This is a genomic window from Streptomyces sp. NPDC002057 (assembly GCF_040296665.1).
Taxonomy (GTDB): Bacteria; Actinomycetota; Actinomycetes; order Streptomycetales; family Streptomycetaceae; genus Streptomyces.
In genome coordinates this window covers 20,424-37,553 of record NZ_JBEOXR010000069.1, presented here as the reverse complement: position 1 = coordinate 37,553, position 17,130 = coordinate 20,424, and the positions used below count along the sequence as shown (strand labels likewise).

Annotated in this window: 10 protein-coding genes; 2 read left to right on the top strand and 8 right to left on the bottom strand. The window is 75.2% G+C overall.

Translation table 11 applies throughout. The features are described from left to right. The first annotated feature begins 208 nt into the window (after positions 1–208). Entirely contained in the window at positions 209–3,889 is a 3,681-nt protein-coding gene (locus tag ABT129_RS34520; RefSeq protein WP_351909564.1) for a trypsin-like peptidase domain-containing protein, read from the top strand. 31 nt (positions 3,890–3,920) lie between these two features. Beyond that, entirely contained in the window at positions 3,921–4,886 is a 966-nt protein-coding gene (locus tag ABT129_RS34515; RefSeq protein WP_351909562.1) for a bifunctional riboflavin kinase/FAD synthetase, read from the top strand. Positions 4,887–5,034: 148 nt separating this feature from the next. Here the strand turns inward: ABT129_RS34515 and ABT129_RS34510 are convergent, their stop codons facing one another. The 8 genes from ABT129_RS34510 to eccE form a co-directional block, all read right to left on the bottom strand. Further along, positions 5,035–6,057: an ABC transporter ATP-binding protein gene (locus ABT129_RS34510; RefSeq protein ID WP_351909560.1), complete on the bottom strand. Its 1,023-nt coding sequence runs from the start codon at positions 6,055–6,057 to the stop codon at positions 5,035–5,037. Further along, positions 6,054–7,019 (bottom strand): ABC transporter ATP-binding protein, encoded by a 966-nt coding sequence (locus tag ABT129_RS34505; RefSeq protein WP_351909558.1) that lies wholly within the window; start codon positions 7,017–7,019, stop codon positions 6,054–6,056. The genes ABT129_RS34510 and ABT129_RS34505 overlap by 4 nt, the downstream gene beginning before the upstream one ends. Continuing rightward, positions 7,016–8,056, bottom strand: a complete 1,041-nt coding sequence (locus tag ABT129_RS34500) for an ABC transporter permease (protein WP_351909556.1) — start codon at positions 8,054–8,056, stop codon at positions 7,016–7,018. The genes ABT129_RS34505 and ABT129_RS34500 overlap by 4 nt, the downstream gene beginning before the upstream one ends. Beyond that, positions 8,053–9,114, bottom strand: a complete 1,062-nt coding sequence (locus ABT129_RS34495; protein ID WP_351909554.1) for an ABC transporter permease — start codon at positions 9,112–9,114, stop codon at positions 8,053–8,055. The genes ABT129_RS34500 and ABT129_RS34495 overlap by 4 nt, the downstream gene beginning before the upstream one ends. Positions 9,115–9,117: 3 nt before the next feature. Then, positions 9,118–10,956 carry an ABC transporter substrate-binding protein gene (locus tag ABT129_RS34490; RefSeq protein ID WP_351909568.1) on the bottom strand — a complete coding sequence of 613 codons (1,839 nt, stop codon included), beginning with the start codon at positions 10,954–10,956 and terminating at the stop codon, positions 9,118–9,120. 192 nt (positions 10,957–11,148) lie between these two features. After that, complete coding sequence (locus ABT129_RS34485) at positions 11,149–14,631, bottom strand: SCO5717 family growth-regulating ATPase (protein WP_351909552.1); 3,483 nt, start codon at positions 14,629–14,631, stop codon at positions 11,149–11,151. Positions 14,632–14,859: 228 nt separating this feature from the next. Next, positions 14,860–15,657 (bottom strand): hypothetical protein, encoded by a 798-nt coding sequence (locus ABT129_RS34480; RefSeq protein ID WP_351909550.1) that lies wholly within the window; start codon positions 15,655–15,657, stop codon positions 14,860–14,862. Further along, positions 15,657–16,958 carry a type VII secretion protein EccE gene (gene eccE / locus ABT129_RS34475; RefSeq protein ID WP_351909548.1) on the bottom strand — a complete coding sequence of 434 codons (1,302 nt, stop codon included), beginning with the start codon at positions 16,956–16,958 and terminating at the stop codon, positions 15,657–15,659. The genes ABT129_RS34480 and eccE overlap by 1 nt, the downstream gene beginning before the upstream one ends. Positions 16,959–17,130 lie beyond the last annotated feature (172 nt).

Genomic DNA, 17,130 nt, shown 5'->3' with positions numbered 1-17,130 from the left:
GCGGCCTCCGTCGGGGGGGGGGGGGGCGCCCCCGCCCCCCCCCCCCCCCCACCTGTTCTCCCCCTTGTTTCCCCCGGGGGAGCCTGTCCCACGGAACGCCGAAGAACCACCCCATCGGGGAGGCGCTCGGAGTGAACGGGGGAGTGCCAGGGGGCGCGTTTCCCTCCGTACGCCTCCGAGTGATCACCGGCGGCCTACCGTCGACACCATGGGACGCGGGGACCTGGCGACGCTGGTGCGGATCTGCGATCTGGCGGGCCGGCCGCGCGGCACCGGATTCCTCGCCGACCACCACGGAACGGTCGTCACCAGTCACGAAGCCGTCGACGGGCTCAGCCGTGTCGTCCTGCACGCCCCCGGCGACCGGAGCTGGCTCGCCGACACCGAGACCGTCACCCGTCTGCCGGAGAGCGGCCTCGCACTCGTACGGACCGAAGGGCTCGGCGTCCGCCCGCTGCCGCTGGCCACCCGCGCCGAGATCGAACCCGGCACCTACGTCCGGATCGCCGCCCACGGCTGGCGCGAGGCGCGCGTGCTCGGCCCCGCCGCCGTCACGTACAGCGCACGCGACCGCTTCCACGCCCTTGCCGACGCCCTCGAACTCGCCATCGGCACCGAGGGCGCCGAGGCCCTCCGGCTCGGCGGGGAGGCCGCCGGGGGCCCCGTCCTCGACACCGCCACCGGCACCGTCCTCGCCGTGCTCGGCACCGCCCTGCACGGCGACCGCCCCGCCGCCGGATACGCGGTGACCCTGCGGCCCGAAGGCGCCCTCACCTCCCTCCTCCGGCGCAACGCGGCCACCGTCCCCGCCTACGGACCGGACCTCAACCTCGCCGCGATCCTGGAGCTGACCGCCACCTCCACCGGACCCGTACGGGAACCCGACCCCTGGCCCGAACCCGTCGAGCGCCCCGAGTGCGTCCGCGAGTTCGCCCGCTTCACCGCCGGCGAGGCGCCGGTCCTCGCCCTCGTCGGCGCCCCCGGCACCGGCCGCACCACCGCCCTCGCCGCGCTCTGCGCCCGTCGCGCCCGGGGGGTGGCACCGGCCCCGACCGTCCGGCTGCGCGGGGCCGACCTGCGCGCCGGGGACCGCTCGCTCGCCGACGCCGTCGAGCGCGCCCTCCACCAGGCCGGCCGCATCGTCGCCGCCTCCGGGGCGCTCGGCGACACCGCCGCCACCCCGGAACGGGCCGCCGCGCTCGCCCACGAGGCCGGCCGCCCGCTCCTCGTCGTCCTCGACGGGCCCGAGGAGATGCCGCCGCTCCTCGCCCACCGGCTGGCCGACTGGACGGCGGCCACCGAGGGGTGGCTCCGCGCCCACCACGTCCACCTCGTCACCGCCTGCCGCCCCGAGCACTGGGAGCGGTCCGGGGCCCTCTACACCCCGGGCGCCCTGCACCGCCCGGTCGCCGGCCCCGGGGACGGACTGCCCGCCGCCCTCGTCCTCGGCCCCTACTCCGCGACCGAGGCACGGGCCGTGCGCGAGGGGTACGGCCTGGCGGAGACGGCCCTCGCCGAGGCCGACGCCCGGCACCCGCTGGCCCTGCGGCTGCTCGCCGAGGTACGGGCCGCGCTGCCGGGGGAGGTGCCCGGACGGCCCGGACGCGAGGAGATCTTCACCGCCCACCTGGACCTGATGTGCCTGCGGGTCGCCGTCCGGATCGCGGCCGGCTCCCGGCCCCTCCTCCGGGGGACCGCCGTGCGCCGGCTCGCCGCCCGGGTGACCGGGCAGGTCCACGAGGCGGCCCGCCGGTGCCTCGGCCCCGGGCACGGGGTCCTCGACCGCACCTCCTTCGAGGAGCTCTTCCCCTGGCGGGAGGGGTGGGCCTCGGCCGTCCTCACCGAGGGCCTCCTCGTCCCGGCGGGGTCCGGCTACCGCTTCGCCCACGAGGAGCTGGCCGACTGGGTCCAGGCGGCGCACCTGGACCTGGACGGTGCCCTCGAGGCCCTGCTCGGCCCGGGCACGCCCCCTGACCGGAGGCCCCGGCCGGGCGCCCCCGACCTCGCCGGCCGGAGGGGCGCCGCCGGCCCGCCCGGAGCCGCGGACCGATCCGGCGGGATCACCGCCTCCGGTCCGCTCGGCCCTGCCGGTTCCGCCGGACGCGCCGGCTCGGCCGGGCCCCGTCCCACCGGAGCGCCCGGACCCGCCGGACGCCCCGGTCCCACCGAGACCGCGCCCGCCGTGCCCCGGCAGCGGACCGCCGACTCGGGGGGTGGCGAGGGCGGGGTGTGCGCCGCACCGCCCGTCCCGCGCCACCGCATCGGCCCGGTGCTCCAGGCGCTCCTGCTGCTCCACCGCGAACGCGGCCCCGCCGCCCTCGCCCCCCGTCTCGCCGCGCTCGCCGAGGCCCTCGCCCGCTTCGCCGAGGAGGAGGACGGCGCCTGCGGCGACGGGCCCTGGTGGGCCGCCCGGCTGTTCCGGGAGAGCGTGCGCAGGCTGCCCGACCCCCGGCCGTACCTCCCCGCGCTGCGGCTCCTCGCCGACCGGATCGGGGGCCGTGCCCAGCGGCACGCCGTGTTCGCGGCGTTCGGTCCGGAGTTCTGGCTGGCGCTTCCGCTCGGTGAGGACGAGCGGATCGATCTGCTGCGGCGGCTCGTCCCCGCCGACCCACCGCCCGGCGGCGCCCCCGACGGCGAGCGGGCGCTCGACGCCGTCGCCGGGATGCTCGCCGCCGACCCCCGGGGCGTGCAGCCGCTCCTGTGCCGCTGGTTCGGCGACGACCGGCCGCTCCCCGCCGCCCCGCACACGACCGTCGCGACCGCCGCCCAGGTCCTGCTGCACACCCACCGGGCGCTCGCCGTCGACGACCTGTGCGAGGCGCTCGTGGCCACCGCCCACCCGCTCGCCGACGGTCTCCTCGCCGCCCTCGCCGAGGACGAGCCCTCCGCCGTCTGCCGGGCCGTCGACCGGTGGGCGCACGACGACGGGCGCCCGGAACGGCGCGTCGCGGCCGCCACGTACGGACATCTCGTCTGCGGCCGCGCCACCACCTCCGCCGATCGCGAACTCCTGCGCTACGCCGCCCTCGCCCTGCTCGCCCGCCCCGTCGACCAGGCCCTCCACGGCGCCGCCCTCGGCCTTCTCGTCCGCGACCCCCACACCCGCGCCCGCCATCTGCCCCGCGCCCTCGCCGAGCCCCGGGTGCCCGCGGACGCCCTCGCCGAGGCCCTGGCGGCCGACCCGGGGCCGGTGCTCGCCGCCTTCCACACCCGGCTGGACGGCACGGACGAGGCGGCGGCCGCCGCCCTGCGGGCGCTCGCCGAGGTCGACGCGCCCGCCCTCGCCCGCCGGGTGGCCTCCCTCGTCCGCGAGTACGTCGCCCGTCACCCCGAGGGCGCCGGGCACGTGGCCGGCTTCGTCGACCGGCGGTTCGAGGACGGCCCGGCGGCAAGGGCCGTGCTCTTCCCGCTGGTCACCGGTCTGATCCGGGGCCGCCCCGCGCCGGTGCGCCGCGCCCTCGCCCCCGTGCTCGCCGCGCCCGGCACCGGCGCCTCCCGCCACCTGCGGGCCGAACTGCTCGACGTACTCCTGGAGCACGAGCGGTACGAGGCGGAGACGGGGGAGTTCACCGTCCTGGACGCCCTGCTCACGGCCGCCGCCGAGGGCGCGGAGCTGCGCAGCGAGCCGCGCACCCGGGAGCTCGCGCACCGGGTCGGCACCCTGTGGGCCCGTACCCCCGAGGGCGCCGCGCGGTTCGATCCGGCCCTCGCGGGACTCCTCCGCTCGCGGCCCGCGTTCGCCGCGCTGCTCCTCCGCTGGACCGTCGCCGCCCCCGGCGACTGGGCGCCGCTGCTCGGTCCGGAGACCCTCCGGGCGCTCGGGAGCCACGGCACTCCCATGCCGATGCGAACCGATGGCCGTGGGCATGGCAGTCTTAGACCTGCGTAATCGGCGAACAGGCGGACGAGGAGCGGTCACAGTGCAGCGCTGGCGTGGCTTGGAGGACATCCCCCAGGACTGGGGGCGCAGCGTCGTCACCATCGGCTCCTACGACGGTGTGCACCGCGGGCACCAGCTGATCATCGGGCGGGCCGTCGAGCGCGCCCGGGAGCTCGGCGTCCCCTCCGTCGTGGTCACCTTCGACCCGCACCCCTCCGAGGTCGTACGGCCCGGCAGCCATCCGCCGCTGCTCGCGCCGCACCACCGGCGGGCCGAACTGATGGCCGGTCTCGGGGTGGACGCGGTGCTCGTGCTGCCGTTCACCGCCGAGTTCTCGCAGCTGTCCCCGGCCGACTTCATCGTCAAGGTGCTGGTCGACAAGCTGCACGCGAAGGCCGTCATCGAGGGCCCCAACTTCCGCTTCGGCCACCGGGCCGCCGGGAACGTCGCCTTCCTGTCCGAGCTGGGCGCCACCTACGACTACGAGGTCGAGGTCATCGACCTGTACGTCAGCGGGGCGGCGGGCGGCGGCGATCCCTTCTCCTCCACCCTCACCCGCCGGCTCGTCGCCGAGGGCGACATGGCCGGCGCGGGCGAGATCCTCGGCCGCCCGCACCGCGTCGAGGGCATCGTGGTCCGCGGCGCGCAGCGCGGCCGTGAACTCGGCTTCCCGACGGCCAACGTCGAGACCCTCCCGCACACCGCGATCCCGGCGGACGGCGTCTACGCGGGGTGGCTGACGGCCGCGGGGGAGCGGATGCCGGCGGCCATCTCGGTCGGCACGAACCCGCAGTTCGACGGGACGGAGCGGACGGTCGAGGCGTACGCGATCGACCGCGAGGGGCTCGACCTGTACGGGCTGCACGTGGCCGTGGACTTCCTGGAGTACGTCCGCGGGATGCTCAAGTTCGACACCCTGGACGACCTGCTCCAGGCGATGGCCGGCGACGTGAAGCGCTGCAAGGAGCTGACGGAGGCGTACGACCGGGAGCACCCGCAGGTCTGAGGCTCCCTGCGTCGGCGCCCCCTGTCTCGCCGCCCGAGGCGGGCCGGCCGAGGCCGGCCGTTCGGGCCCTGACCGAGGCACCCGACCGAGGCTCCTGACCGAGCCCCCTGACCGAGGCCCCCGACCGGCGGCCCCGGCCCGGCCCGGCTCAGAGCACCGGCTCCCGCGCCGCCACCCAGTGGCAGGCCACCGACTGCTCCCCGCCGCCGTCCAGGACCGGCAGGCCCTCGCCGCGGCAGCGCTCCGCGACCGCGGCCGCCGCGCCCGAGGCGAGGACCTGGCACCGGGCGTGGAAACGGCACCCGGACGGGATCCGGGACGGGTCCGGCGGCTCACCGGTCAGCACCACCGGCGTCCCCCCGGACTCCGGGAGCACCGACAACAGCGCCTGGGTGTACGGATGCTGAGGACGGGTCAGGACGGACTCCACCGTCCCGGTCTCCACGACCCGGCCCAGGTACATCACCGCCACCCGGTCGGCGATGTTCCACGCCAGTCCCAGATCGTGCGTCACCACGAGCGCGGACAGGCCGAGTTCGTCCCGCAGGCGCAGCAGCAGGGCCAGGATCTCGCCCCGTACGGACGCGTCGAGGGAGGCCACCGGCTCGTCGGCGACGATGAGTTCGGGTTCCAGGACCAGCGCGCCCGCGATGACCACCCGCTGCCGCTGACCGCCGGACAGTTCGTGCGGGTAGCGCAGGAAGAACCGCTCCGGGGGCCGAAGCCCCGCCCGCGCGAGCGCCCCGGCGACCGCCTCCCGCTCGTCGCCCGCGTACCCGTGGATCCGCAGGCCCTCCGCCACCGCGTCGTACACGGTGTGCCGCGGGTTCAGCGAGCCGCTCGGGTCCTGGAGGACCAGCTGCGCCCGCTTCCGGTAGGCCTTGAGGGCCCCGGAGGAGTACGCGAGCGGCTTCCCGTCGAAGGCGACCGTCCCCGACGTGGGCCGGACCAGGCCGAGGAGCGTCCGGGCGAGGGTGGTCTTGCCGCAGCCCGACTCCCCGACGAGGGCCACGATCTCGCCCGCGCCGATGTCCAGGTCCACCCCGTCCACCGCGCGCGCCGGCGGCGCTCCCCGCCGCCCCGGGAAGGTGACGTGCAGCCCGCGCGCCGAGAGCAGCGGCCCGGTGGACGTCGCCTCGGGCGCGGACGTCACGGATGTCTCCGTACTCATGGCGTGCTCCCCACATGGACGCAGGCGGCCCGGTGACCCGCGCCCGCCTCCCGTAGTTCCTGGTCGAGCTCCGTACAGGCTTCCACCGCCACCGGGCAGCGCGGATGGAAGGTGCAGCCGCCGGGCAGGTCCGCCGGGTCCGGCGGGTCGCCCGGCAGCCCGCGCGGGGCCCGCCGGGAGGCGAGGTCCCCCACGCGCGGGAACGCCGAGGAGAGCGCGAGCCCGTAGGGGTGCCGGGCGGCCTCGTACACCGCCCGCGCCGGCCCCTCCTCGACGACCCTGCCCGCGTACATCACGGCGAGCCGGTCGCAGGTGTCGGCGAGGACCGCCAGGTCGTGGCTGATCATCAGGAGGCTGATGGACTGCTCGGCGACGAGCCGCTCGATCAGCCGCAGGATCTGCGCCTGGATCATCACGTCGAGCGCGGTCGTCGGCTCGTCCGCGACGATCAGCCGCGGGTCGCAGGCGAGGGCCATCGCGATCATCACGCGCTGGCGCTGACCGCCGGACAGCTCGTGCGGATAGGCGGCGGCGCGGGCGGCCGGAAGACCGACGTGTTCGAGCAGCTCACCGGCGCGTCTGCGGGCCGCCGCCGGGGTCGCCCCGCCGTGCACGAGCACCGGCTCGGCGATCTGGTCCCCGATCCGGTGCACCGCGTTGAGCGAGTGCATCGCGCCCTGGAACACGATCGACGCGCCCGCCCAGCGCACGGCCCTCAGGCGCCCCCACTGCATGGTGAGGACGTCGTCGCCGTCCAGCAGGATCCGTCCCTCGATCCGCGCCGAGGCCGGCAGGAGCCGGAGCAGCGCGAGCGCGAGGGTGGACTTCCCGCAGCCGGACTCGCCCGCCACGCCCAGCTTGCTGCCCGCCTCCAGGGTCAGGTCGACCCCGCGCACGGCGGGCACGGCGGCCGGGCCCGCGCCGTAGGTGACCCTCAGGTCCCGTACCTCCAGGAGGCTCATCGCCCCACCCCCAGCTTCGGATTGAGCACGGACTCGACGGCCCGGCCGCACAGGGTGAACGCGAGCGCGACCAGGGCGATGGCGATGCCGGGCGGCGCCAGGTACCACCAGTGCCCGGAGGAGACCGCGCCCGCCTCGCGCGCGTCCTGGAGCATGCCGCCCCAGGAGACCACCGTCGGATCGCCGAGCCCGAGGAAGGCCAGGGTCGCCTCGGTGAGGATGGCGGTCGAGATGCCGAGGGTGGTCTGCGCGAGCACCAGCGGCATCACGTTCGGCAGCACGTGCCTGCTCATGACGTGCCCGTGGCCGCCGCCCAGCGCGGTCGCCCGCTCGATGTACGGGCGGGACTCGACCGCGATCGTCTGCGCCCGCACCAGGCGGGCCGTGGTCGGCCAGGAGGTCACCCCGATGGCCAGCACGACCGTCCACATCGACCGGGACATGACGGTGGCCAGCACGATCGCGAGGACCAGGGCGGGCATCACCAGGAACCAGTCGGTGATCCGCATGACGACGGTCGAGAGCCAGCCGCCGTAGTGCCCGGCGACGATCCCCACCAGGGTGCCGATGGCGACCGAGAGGGCCGCCGCGAGCAGACCGACGAGCAGCGAGATCCGCGCGCCCCAGATCAGCAGGCCGAGCAGCGAGCGCCCGAACTGGTCGGTGCCCAGGGGGAACGCGAGGCTCGGCGGCTCCAGGGCCGTGCCCGGCGCCTGCGTCACCGACTGCACGTCGGAGCCGACGAGCAGCGGGGCGGCGAGCGCGAGCAGCGCGATGAGGGCGAGTCCGGCGAGGCCGTAGAGCCCGGCGCGGTGGGTGCGGTACGCCTTCCAGAAGCGGGCCACCGTGCTCCGGCGGCGCTGCCGGGCCAGCGACCTCTTCGAGGAGACCGGGCGCCCGGGGGGAGCGGCCGGCCCGGGGGGTGTCGTCGGGGAGGAGGGAGCCGTCGGTGGAGGGGGAGCCGCCGCCGGGGAGGGAGCCGTCGGTTCGGAGGGCGTCGTCGGTTCGGAGGGTGTCGTCGGTGAGGAGGAGGTCATCGGCCCACCCGGGGGTCGAGCAGCGGATAGAGCAGGTCGGCGATCAGGTTCATCAGGATCATCGCCCCGGCGAAGACCACGAAGAGCCCCTGGACGAGCGGCAGGTCGGGCACGCTCAGCGCCTGGTAGAACAGCCCGCCGAGTCCCGGCCAGGAGAACACCGTCTCCACCAGGATCGACCCGGCCGCCACATGGCCCAGGTTGATGAAGATCATGGTGACGGTGGGCAGGAGCGCGTTCGGCACGGCGTGCCGGCGCCGCACCTCGTCGTCGCGCAGACCCTTCGCCCGCGCCGTCGTGAGATAGTCGCCGCCCATCTCGTCGAGGAGCGAGGAGCGCATCACGAGGAGGGTCTGCGCGTAGCCGACGGCCACGAGCGTGACCACGGGCAGCACCAGGTGGTGGGCGACGTCGAGGACGTACGCGAAGCCGGTCTCGCCCGTGCCCGACTCCATGCCGCCGGTCGGGAAGAGTCCCGGGACCGGGCCCATGCCGACCGAGAACACGATGATGAGCAGCAGCCCGAGCCAGAAGGAGGGCACCGACCACAGGGTCAGCGCGATGCCGGTGTTCAGCTTGTCGCCGAGGCCGCCGTGGCGCCAGGCCGAGCGGGTGCCGAGCCAGAGCCCGAGGGCGGAGTAGACGACCACCGCGACGCCGGTGAGGAGCAGGGTCGCGGGCAGCTTCTCCGCGATCAGCTCCCCGACCGGGGCGCGGAACTGGAACGAGGTGCCGAGGTCGCCGCTGAGCGCCTTGGCGCAGTAGTCGGTGAACTGCTGCCAGAGCGGCAGATCGAGCCCGAACTGGCGGCGGAGCGTGGCGAGCTGCTCGGCCGAGGTGGGAATGCCGTGGGTCATCGCCTTCACCGGGTCACCGGGGATGATCCGGAAGAGGAAGAAGCTGGTGACGAGGACGGCGAAGAGGGAGACGAGCGCGCCGCCCAGCTTCCCCGCCGCGTGGCGGAGGTAGCCGAGGGAAGCGCCGGTGCGGGGTGCGCCGTCCGTGACGCGGGCCTTCTCGGCCCGCGTCACGTCGGCGGCGGTGCTGGCTGTGGTCACGGACTACTCGCGGTCGTCGGCGGTGGAGCGGCGGCGCAGTCCGAGGAGGACGCCGAGGCCGACCACGACCACCACGGCCGCGCCGATCCCGACGATCACGCCGGTCGACGAGCCGCCTCCGCCGGAGTCCCCGGACGCCGAGGCTGCGGGAACGGCCGACCACCAGCTCCAGTAGCCGTCCTGGCCCCACAGGTTCCCGGCTGCCTCGGGCATGGTCGTGATGGACGCGATCTGGTCCGTGCGGTACGCCTCCAGGGCGTTCGGGTAGGCCATGATGTTCATGTACCCCGTGTCGTACAGCCGGGACTGCATCCGCTTCACCAGATCCGCCCGCTTGGCGGCGTCGTACTCCACCGACTGCTGCGCGTAGAGGCCGTCGAACTCCTTGTCGCAGATGAAGTTGTCGGTGGCCCCGGAGTCCTTCGGCGTCTCGGGGAGCGTGCCGCAGGTGTGGATCGACAGGACGTAGTCCGGGTCGGGGTTGACCGACCAGCCGTCGAAGGCGAGGTCGTAGTCGCCCTTGACCCAGGGGTCGGAGACGCTGTCCAGACACTCGACCTTCAGGCCGATGCCCAGCTCGCCCCACCACTCCTGGAGGTACTTGCCGACCGCCTTGTCGTTCGGGTCGGTGGCGTGACAGAGGATCCGGAGGTCCAGGGGCCTGCCGTCCTTGCCGAGCCGCTTGCCCTCGGCGTTCTTCCGGTACCCGGCCGAGGAGAGCAGCTTGTCGGCCTGGACGGGGTCGTACGTCCGCTTCTGCGCGTCCTGCGGCTTCCAGAAGTACGAGCCGAAGCGGGGCGGGATGTACCCCTCGCCCTCGACCGCGTGTCCCTGGAAGACCTTGTCGACGAGGGTGGCGCGGTCGACCGAGAGGAAGAGCGCCTTGCGGACGGCGGGGTCGAGGAGCGCCTTGTGGCCGTTGCCGAAGCCCTTGCCGTCCTGCGCCCTGGCGCCCGGGTTGGTGGCCAGGGCGTAGAAGCGGCGGCCGGGCGCGTCGTTGACCTTGATGTTCTTCTGGGTTCCCAGGGCGGCGGCCTGGGCGGGCGTCAGGTTCGGTACGAAGGACACCTCGCCCTTCTGGAGGGCGGCGACGGCCGCGTCACCGTCCTTGTAGTACTTGAGGACCAGCTCGTCGAACTTGGGCGCGCCCCGCCAGAACGACTTGTTCGGCTTGAGCTTGATGTACTGGTCGACCTTGTAGTCCGTGATGACGAACGGGCCGTTGCCCACGATCGGGAACTGCTTGTCGTTGTTGAACTTGGAGAAGTCGCCGACCTTCTCCCAGACGTGCTTCGGCACGATCGGCACGTCGAGCGCCGTCATGGTCGCCTGCGGCTTCTTCAGCCGGATGACGAGCGTCCGCGGGTCGGGGGCGGTGACCTCGGCGAAGTTGGCGGTGAAGCTGCCGTTGGCGGTGGCGGCGTCGGGGTCGGTCATCATCTTGTTGAAGGTCCAGGCCGCGTCCTCGGCGGTGGCCCGCTTCCCGTCGGACCAGTTCGAGTCCTCGCGGATGGTGTACGTCCACGTCAGCTTGTCCGGCGAGGTGGTCCACGCGGTCGCCAGGCCCGGGACGGGGCGGGCGTCCTTCACGTCGTAGTTGGTGAGGTACTCGTAGGCCAGCCGGTGGACGCTGGTCGAGGTGAGCTTCTGGGCGAGGAACGGGCTCAGCGAGTCGATGCTCTGCGAGACGGCGACGGTGAGCGTGTTCCCTGCGGCCTTGTCGTCCTCCGCGGCGGCGGTACCGGGGACCGCCACGAGGGAGGCGGCGGTGAGACCGGAGGCGAGCAGCAGCCGGAGCGCTCTGCGGGCGGGGGCGGAACGGGGTGGAGCCTTCGTGACCATGACCATGGGACGTGACCTCGCGTCGGGGGATCTGTCGTGGATCTTGGGGTGACGATGGGTGAAGCGCAGGTTTATCAGCGGTGGTCTGCCGTCGTCAACGATCCCTCAAACCCCTTGTGGGCTGCGGGAATGCCATGAGGCCCCGTACCGGTGAACCGGTACGGGGCCTCATTGGTCTACTCCTGTGACGCCCTACTGCTGAGGGGCTGGCGGCGCCTGTGGGGGCTGCTGCGGGGGCCAGTCGGACGGCGGGACCTGGCCCTGTTCCCGGTCGTACCCCTGACCCTGATCCTGCGGAGCCGCCTGCGGGGGAAGCGGCTGACCCGGATGCGGCTGCTGCCAGCCCTGCGGCATCCCGGGCTGACCGGCGGGCGCGCCGTACGGCTGTCCGGGCGCGGGCTGTGCTCCGTACGGCTGCCCCGGCGCCGGCTGCTGTCCGTACGGCTGTCCGGGCATCGGCTGTCCGGGCCCGGGCTGCCCCGGCATCGGCTGCGCGCCGTACGGCTGTCCCGGGGCGGGCTGCTGTCCGTACGGCTGCCCCGGCTGCTGCCCGTAGGGCTGCTGCGGCGGGTACGGCTGTCCGGGGGCAGGCTGTCCAGGTCCGGGCTGCCCCGGCATCGGCTGCGCGCCGTACGGCTGTCCGGGCGCGGGCTGGGTCCCGTAGGGCTGACCCGGTACGGGCTGTCCGGGCGCGAACTGCCCCGGTACCGGCTGGCCGGGCATGGGCTGACCGGGCATGGGCTGGCCCGGCACCGGCTGTCCGGGCATCTGATGGCCCGGCATCGGCGGGGCCATGTGCGGCGGCATCGCGCCCTGGCCGTCGCCCGTCCAGAGCCCCTGGGCCTGCTGCGCCCGGGAGAAGTCCTCGGCCACCATCGCCGAGAGGTGGAAGTACGCCTCCCGGGTCTTCGGGCGCATCATGTCGAGGTCCACCTCGGCACCGGCCGACAGGTGCTCGTCGAAGGGCACCACCACGACACCGCGGCAGCGGGTCTGGAAGTGCTGCACGATGTCCTCGACCTTGATCATCTTGCCGGTCTCGCGGACCCCGGAGATGACGGTGATGGAGCGCTGCACCAGGTCCGCGTACCCGTGCGCGGAGAGCCAGTCCAGCGTCGTCGACGCGCTCGACGCGCCGTCCACGGAGGGCGTGGAGATGATGATCAGCTGATCGGCGAGGTCCAGCACCCCGCGCATCGCGCTGTACAGCAGACCCGTGCCCGAGTCCGTGAGGATGATCGGGTACTGCTTCCCCAGGACGTCGATCGCCCGTCGGTAGTCCTCGTCGTTGAAGGTCGTCGAGACGGCCGGGTCCACGTCGTTGGCGAGGATCTCCAGACCCGACGGCGCCTGCGAGGTGAACCGGCGGATGTCCATGTACGAGTGGAGGTACGGGATCGCCTGCACGAGGTCGCGGATGGTCGCCCCGGTCTCGCGCCGCACCCGGCGGCCCAGCGTGCCGGCGTCCGGGTTGGCGTCGATCGCCAGGATCTTGTCCTGCCGCTCGGTCGCCAGGGTCGCGCCCAGCGCGGTCGTCGTCGTGGTCTTGCCGACGCCGCCCTTGAGCGAGATGACCGCGATCCGGTAGCAGGAGAGGACGGGGGTCCGGATCAGGTCCAGCTTGCGCTGCCGCTCCGCCTCCTCCTTCTTCCCGCCGAGCTTGAACCGGGCGGCGGCGCCGCCCGGGGTCCGGCTCGACTTCGGCTTCTGCTTGTTGTTGCGCAGGAGGCGGTCGGAGGAGAGCTCGACGGCCGCGTTGTAGCCGAGCGGGGCGCCCGGCACGGACCGCTCCCGCTGATCGTGCGTCACGGGCGAGGGCCAGGCGGCCCCGGTCCGCGGGTCGACCGGCGGCTGCGCGTCCTGCGGCGGCTGGGGGGCCGGCGCCTGCGGGGGTACGGCGGCGGGGTGCGGGTAGCCGTAGCCGCCCGGCCCCTGGGCCTGCGGCGGGACTCCGCCGGGGACGCCGGGCTGTCCCCCCGGGCCCTGCTGACCGGGAGGTGCCCCCAGCGGGTAGCCGTAACCGGCCTGCTGCGGAGGCGTGCCGGGGTGCGGGAAGCCATAGCCGCCCTGCGGCGCGGGAGGCTGGGCACCCTGGGGCGCCTGCTGAGCCTGGGGCGGCTGGGGCTCCTGGGGGTAGCCGTAGGAACCGGGCGGCTGCGGCTGGGCCTGCGGGTACCCGTAGGCACCGGGCTGCTGCTGCGGCGGCTGGGCCTGCGGCGGAACGGGACCGGGCGCGGCGGGAGCGCCGGGCCAGGCGGCGGCGGGCGGCAACGGCGCGGCCTGGGGCACCGGCTGGGCGCCCGGAGCCGACTGCGCGGGCCACTGCTGGGCGGGCCCGGGCGCGGCCGGCTGGAAGGACGGCGGCAGCGGCGGCAGACCGGTCCCCGGCTGCGGCCCACCTGCGGGGAACGGACCGGGGGCGGCACCCGGGAACGGACCGGGAGCCGCGCCGGGGCCGAAGCCCTGGGGCGCGTCGGCCGGCGGGAGGGGCGCGGGAGCGACGGGCTCCGGAGCCGCCTCGGCGGCGGCCGGGGGGACCTCCGGTCCCTCGGCGCCGCCGGAGACCCCGGTGGGAACGGCGTCGGTGACCGTCCCGGAGCTCGTCCCGGAGTCCGTCCCGGTGTCCCAAGAGTCCGAACCCGCCGGGGCGTCGACCGGCTCGGCCGCCTCGTCGCGTGTCTCCGGGGTGTCCTCGGGGGCGGTGTTCTCCCCGCTTCCCCCGTTCTCCACGCCCGGCTCGGCGCCCGGCTCCGGGGCGGGCGCCTCGGCCCGCGCCGGCCCGTGGCCGTCCGCGCCGTCGGCGGGGAGGGCGGGCACGTCGTCGGTGGCCCCGGAGGGCTGCTCGGCGGAGGACTCGGCCGGAGCGGGGGCGGCGGCCTGGTCCTGGACGGGGTCCGTCGCGGGCGCGCCTTCGGCGGGGTCGGGCGTCGTCGTGGGGGCGGAGGCCTCCGCCGTGCGCTCGGCGATCTCGCGCTGGAGGGCGGCGGGGGAGAAGCGCATGGTCGCGCCGCTCTCGATGTCCCCGCCCCCGAACGGCGCCGGGGGCGCGGCCGGCCCGGGCGCGTGCGTCGGCACCGGGGTGCCCGGCAGCGGGGCGGGCGGAGGGAAGGAACCCGGTACCGAGGGATCGGACGCGGCGACCGGAGGCGTACCGACGGGAGGCACACCGACCGGTGCGCCGGGGACCTGAGGCGGACCGACCGGAGGCGTACCGACGGGACCCCCGGCGACCGGGGGCGCGCCGACCGGAGGCGCCGCGGCCGGAGGCACGGCGACGGGAGGCGCGGCAGTCGGAGGCGTGGCGACCGGGGGCGCGACGGCCGGCGGCACAGCCGCGGGAGCCGCACCCGCCGGAGGCACCGCGGGCCCGGCGACCGGAGCCGCAGCCACCGGAGCCGCGTCCGGCTGCGGACCGCCCGCCTGCGGAGCCCCCGCGTTCCAGCTCGGCTCGAAGCCGCTGCCGGCCGGGAGGCCCGGGACGGGAACGGGCGCGCCGCTCGGCGGCGGGGGAGTGGCACCGCCCGCCCCCGCACCGCCCGACGCGTTCTGCGTGTACCAGGCGGGCGGGGTGTAGTCGATGGTGAACTCACCCGTCATCTCGGCGGGATCCGCGTCGGACTGATCGTCGGCGGGTGGATTCCAACCCCCGTGGATCTCGTCGCGATCGCCGTTCACTTTGCCTCCTGGTGTGGTCGAGCACCCTTGTGCCGTTGTGGGCGGGGCTCTTCCACCCTAATCGGCGCGGGCAACCCCCGGGCAGGCCCGACGGACCCCCCGTGCCCCTCCCCGCGGACCGGTCCGGTCCTCAAGTGACCCGGCCGCGCCGCAGAGTGAAAACCCCGACCGTTCAAAACGATGTAAAAACGGACGTACTTGAACAACTTCGCGCCGCTCGGTCGGCGTTCAGTCCATCCGCCGCGCGCCGCCCAACAATCCGGTCTCGGCGTCGGTCGCCTGGGTCATCACGAACTGGCGATCGCTCGGCGTGCACCAGAGGGTCACCCCGTCCGCGAGCGTGGACAGCGCCTCGTACTCGTGACGCGGCAGGCTCATGATCCGGCCGATCTGGGCGGCCTCGTCGGGGGACACCCGCTGGACGCCGACGAGCGAGGACTTCTCCAGGAGCCGGGGCGCGACCGGGCTCAGATACGGCAGCAGCGTCACGACCGACTGCCAGGGCGCCGACACGACCCGGCCGCGCGGCGGCCGCATGCCGCAGTCCCGCACCACGACCACGGGACTGCCCGCCGACGCGCCCTGCGGCGGCACCCGGCCCACGTCGTGCAGCGAGATGCACGGCTGTCCGCCGCCCGCGGCCTGCGCGAGCGGCGTCCAGGCCTGCGCACGGCCGGTCTCGACCGCCACCCGGGCGCCCGTCGCGGCCGCCCGGAGGGCCAGCACCTGCGCGGTCCACAGACCGCCGATGAGCGTGACGTCGTACGGGACGGGCCGGTTGATGCCGAGCACGGCGGGCCGGCTCTCGGCGTCGACGCCGATCACCATGCCGTCGTCACCGACCGGCAGCGCCAGCGCGTCGAGTTGGTCGAGGGGGACGGAGTGCCGCTCGCGGCGCGGCCCGACGAGCCCGAAACCGAACCGGGGCCGCGTGCCCCGCCCCGTACCCCGGGAGTCCGTGCCTCGGGAGGCGGAGCGGTGGGAACCGCCGGAGCGGGACGGCGTACCGAAGGAGGAGGTGGACATCAGCGCGCACCCCCCAGCGGAAGCGTCGCCAGGATGCCGGGCACCTGTTCGCGGTCGAGTCGCACCAGGCCCGTCCTCACCCCACGTGCCGCGCGCTCCAGTTCGTGCCGCGCGGCCACCAGCTCCTCGTCGCTGCGCCCGGTGATCCGTACGTGTCCGGTCACCGTCACCTCCTGCCGGTCCCCGCCGCTCAGCGTCAGGCTGAACGTCGTCGCGAGCGCGGGCAGCGAGGTCAGCAGGGCCACCAGCTGGGGCATCGAGGCCCCGGGGCCGCCCTGACCGCCCAGCTGGGGCCAGCGCCCCACCCAGTACGTCGTGTGCCGGCGGTCGTCCACCCGCCAGGTCCGCGCGGTCTCCTGGGTCCGGCGCCCCTGCGCCTGCCCCCGGCCCGCCTGCGCTATCGCCATCGGGCTCGCGCAGGTCGAGGTGGCGAGCGCCGAGGTGAGCTCCTGTTCGGTCAGCACGTCCGCCCGGAACCCGGCGCCCGCGAGCCGGCTCGCCAGCTGGTCCGCGGCCCGCACCACGCACTTCTGCGCGCCCGCCAGACCGCCGCCGCGGGCGGCGACCGCCTCGGGGCAGAGTTCGGGGTCGAGCTTGAGCGCGATCCAGGTGATGCGCACCGCGGGCGAACCCGTCTGCGCCTGGAGCGGCCCGTAGTTGCGGGCGGCCATCGACTGAGGCGGCAGGTGCGGGGCGGGCGCGGGCTGGGTGTGCTGGACGATCTGCGCCGACTCCAGCCGGATGCCGTCCACGCTGAGCACGTCCCGGACCAGCCCGACGGGCAGCGGCCGTGCCGCACGGTCCGGGCGCAGCGCCGTACCGTCCGACTCGACCCGCAGCACGGCGGTCAGGAACGTGCCGTCGCCGACCATGCCGACCGGTCGCCGGTCGCGGTCGCTGTACGCGTAGGTCCGCAGCGCCGGGTCGCACTCCACGACCGGGGCGAGCCCCGGCTCGGTGTTCTCCGGCACGGTGAAGGAGGACGCCCGGCGGGTGCGGGCCCGCAGCGCCAGGAAGGTGCCCAGCCACTCGGGCAGGGAGCGGTGGTGCCGACGTACGACCGCCAGCAGGACGAGCACGACGGCGACCACGCCGGCGGGCACCAGGAGCATCCGCTCGACGACCCAGGCCACGACCAGCAGAGCCGCCGCCACCTCGATCAGTACGAACTGTTGCAACTGGAACGAACCGAAGTGTCCGGGGCGTGCCCGCAGTCTCGGCGAGACCGAGGAAACAGGTCCCGTGGACGGGGGTTCGGAGGCGGTGGCCGCGGCGGGCCGCGTCCGCGTCGCGGAAGCCATGATGGAGAATCCCCCTCAATTCATCCCGATCACCCTGGCCCGCCAGGGCTTTGGCGGCCGGATCACCCTACCCGCCCCACGCACCCCACGGGACAGCAGGCATAGTAGGGGGCCGGTCCGACGGCCGGGGCCCGGGTGTCACCTCCCCGGCTCCCGCGCGAAGATCGCGCCT

Coding starts and splice junctions, on each gene's coding strand:
- ABT129_RS34520 (WP_351909564.1), top strand. CDS start 209: ATGGGACGCGGGGACCTGGCGACGCTGGTGCGGATCTGCGATCTGGCG.
- ABT129_RS34510 (WP_351909560.1), bottom strand. CDS start 6,057: ATGAGTACGGAGACATCCGTGACGTCCGCGCCCGAGGCGACGTCCACC.
- ABT129_RS34505 (WP_351909558.1), bottom strand. CDS start 7,019: ATGAGCCTCCTGGAGGTACGGGACCTGAGGGTCACCTACGGCGCGGGC.
- ABT129_RS34500 (WP_351909556.1), bottom strand. CDS start 8,056: ATGACCTCCTCCTCACCGACGACACCCTCCGAACCGACGACGCCCTCC.
- ABT129_RS34490 (WP_351909568.1), bottom strand. CDS start 10,956: ATGGTCACGAAGGCTCCACCCCGTTCCGCCCCCGCCCGCAGAGCGCTC.
- ABT129_RS34480 (WP_351909550.1), bottom strand. CDS start 15,657: ATGTCCACCTCCTCCTTCGGTACGCCGTCCCGCTCCGGCGGTTCCCAC.
- eccE (WP_351909548.1), bottom strand. CDS start 16,958: ATGGCTTCCGCGACGCGGACGCGGCCCGCCGCGGCCACCGCCTCCGAA.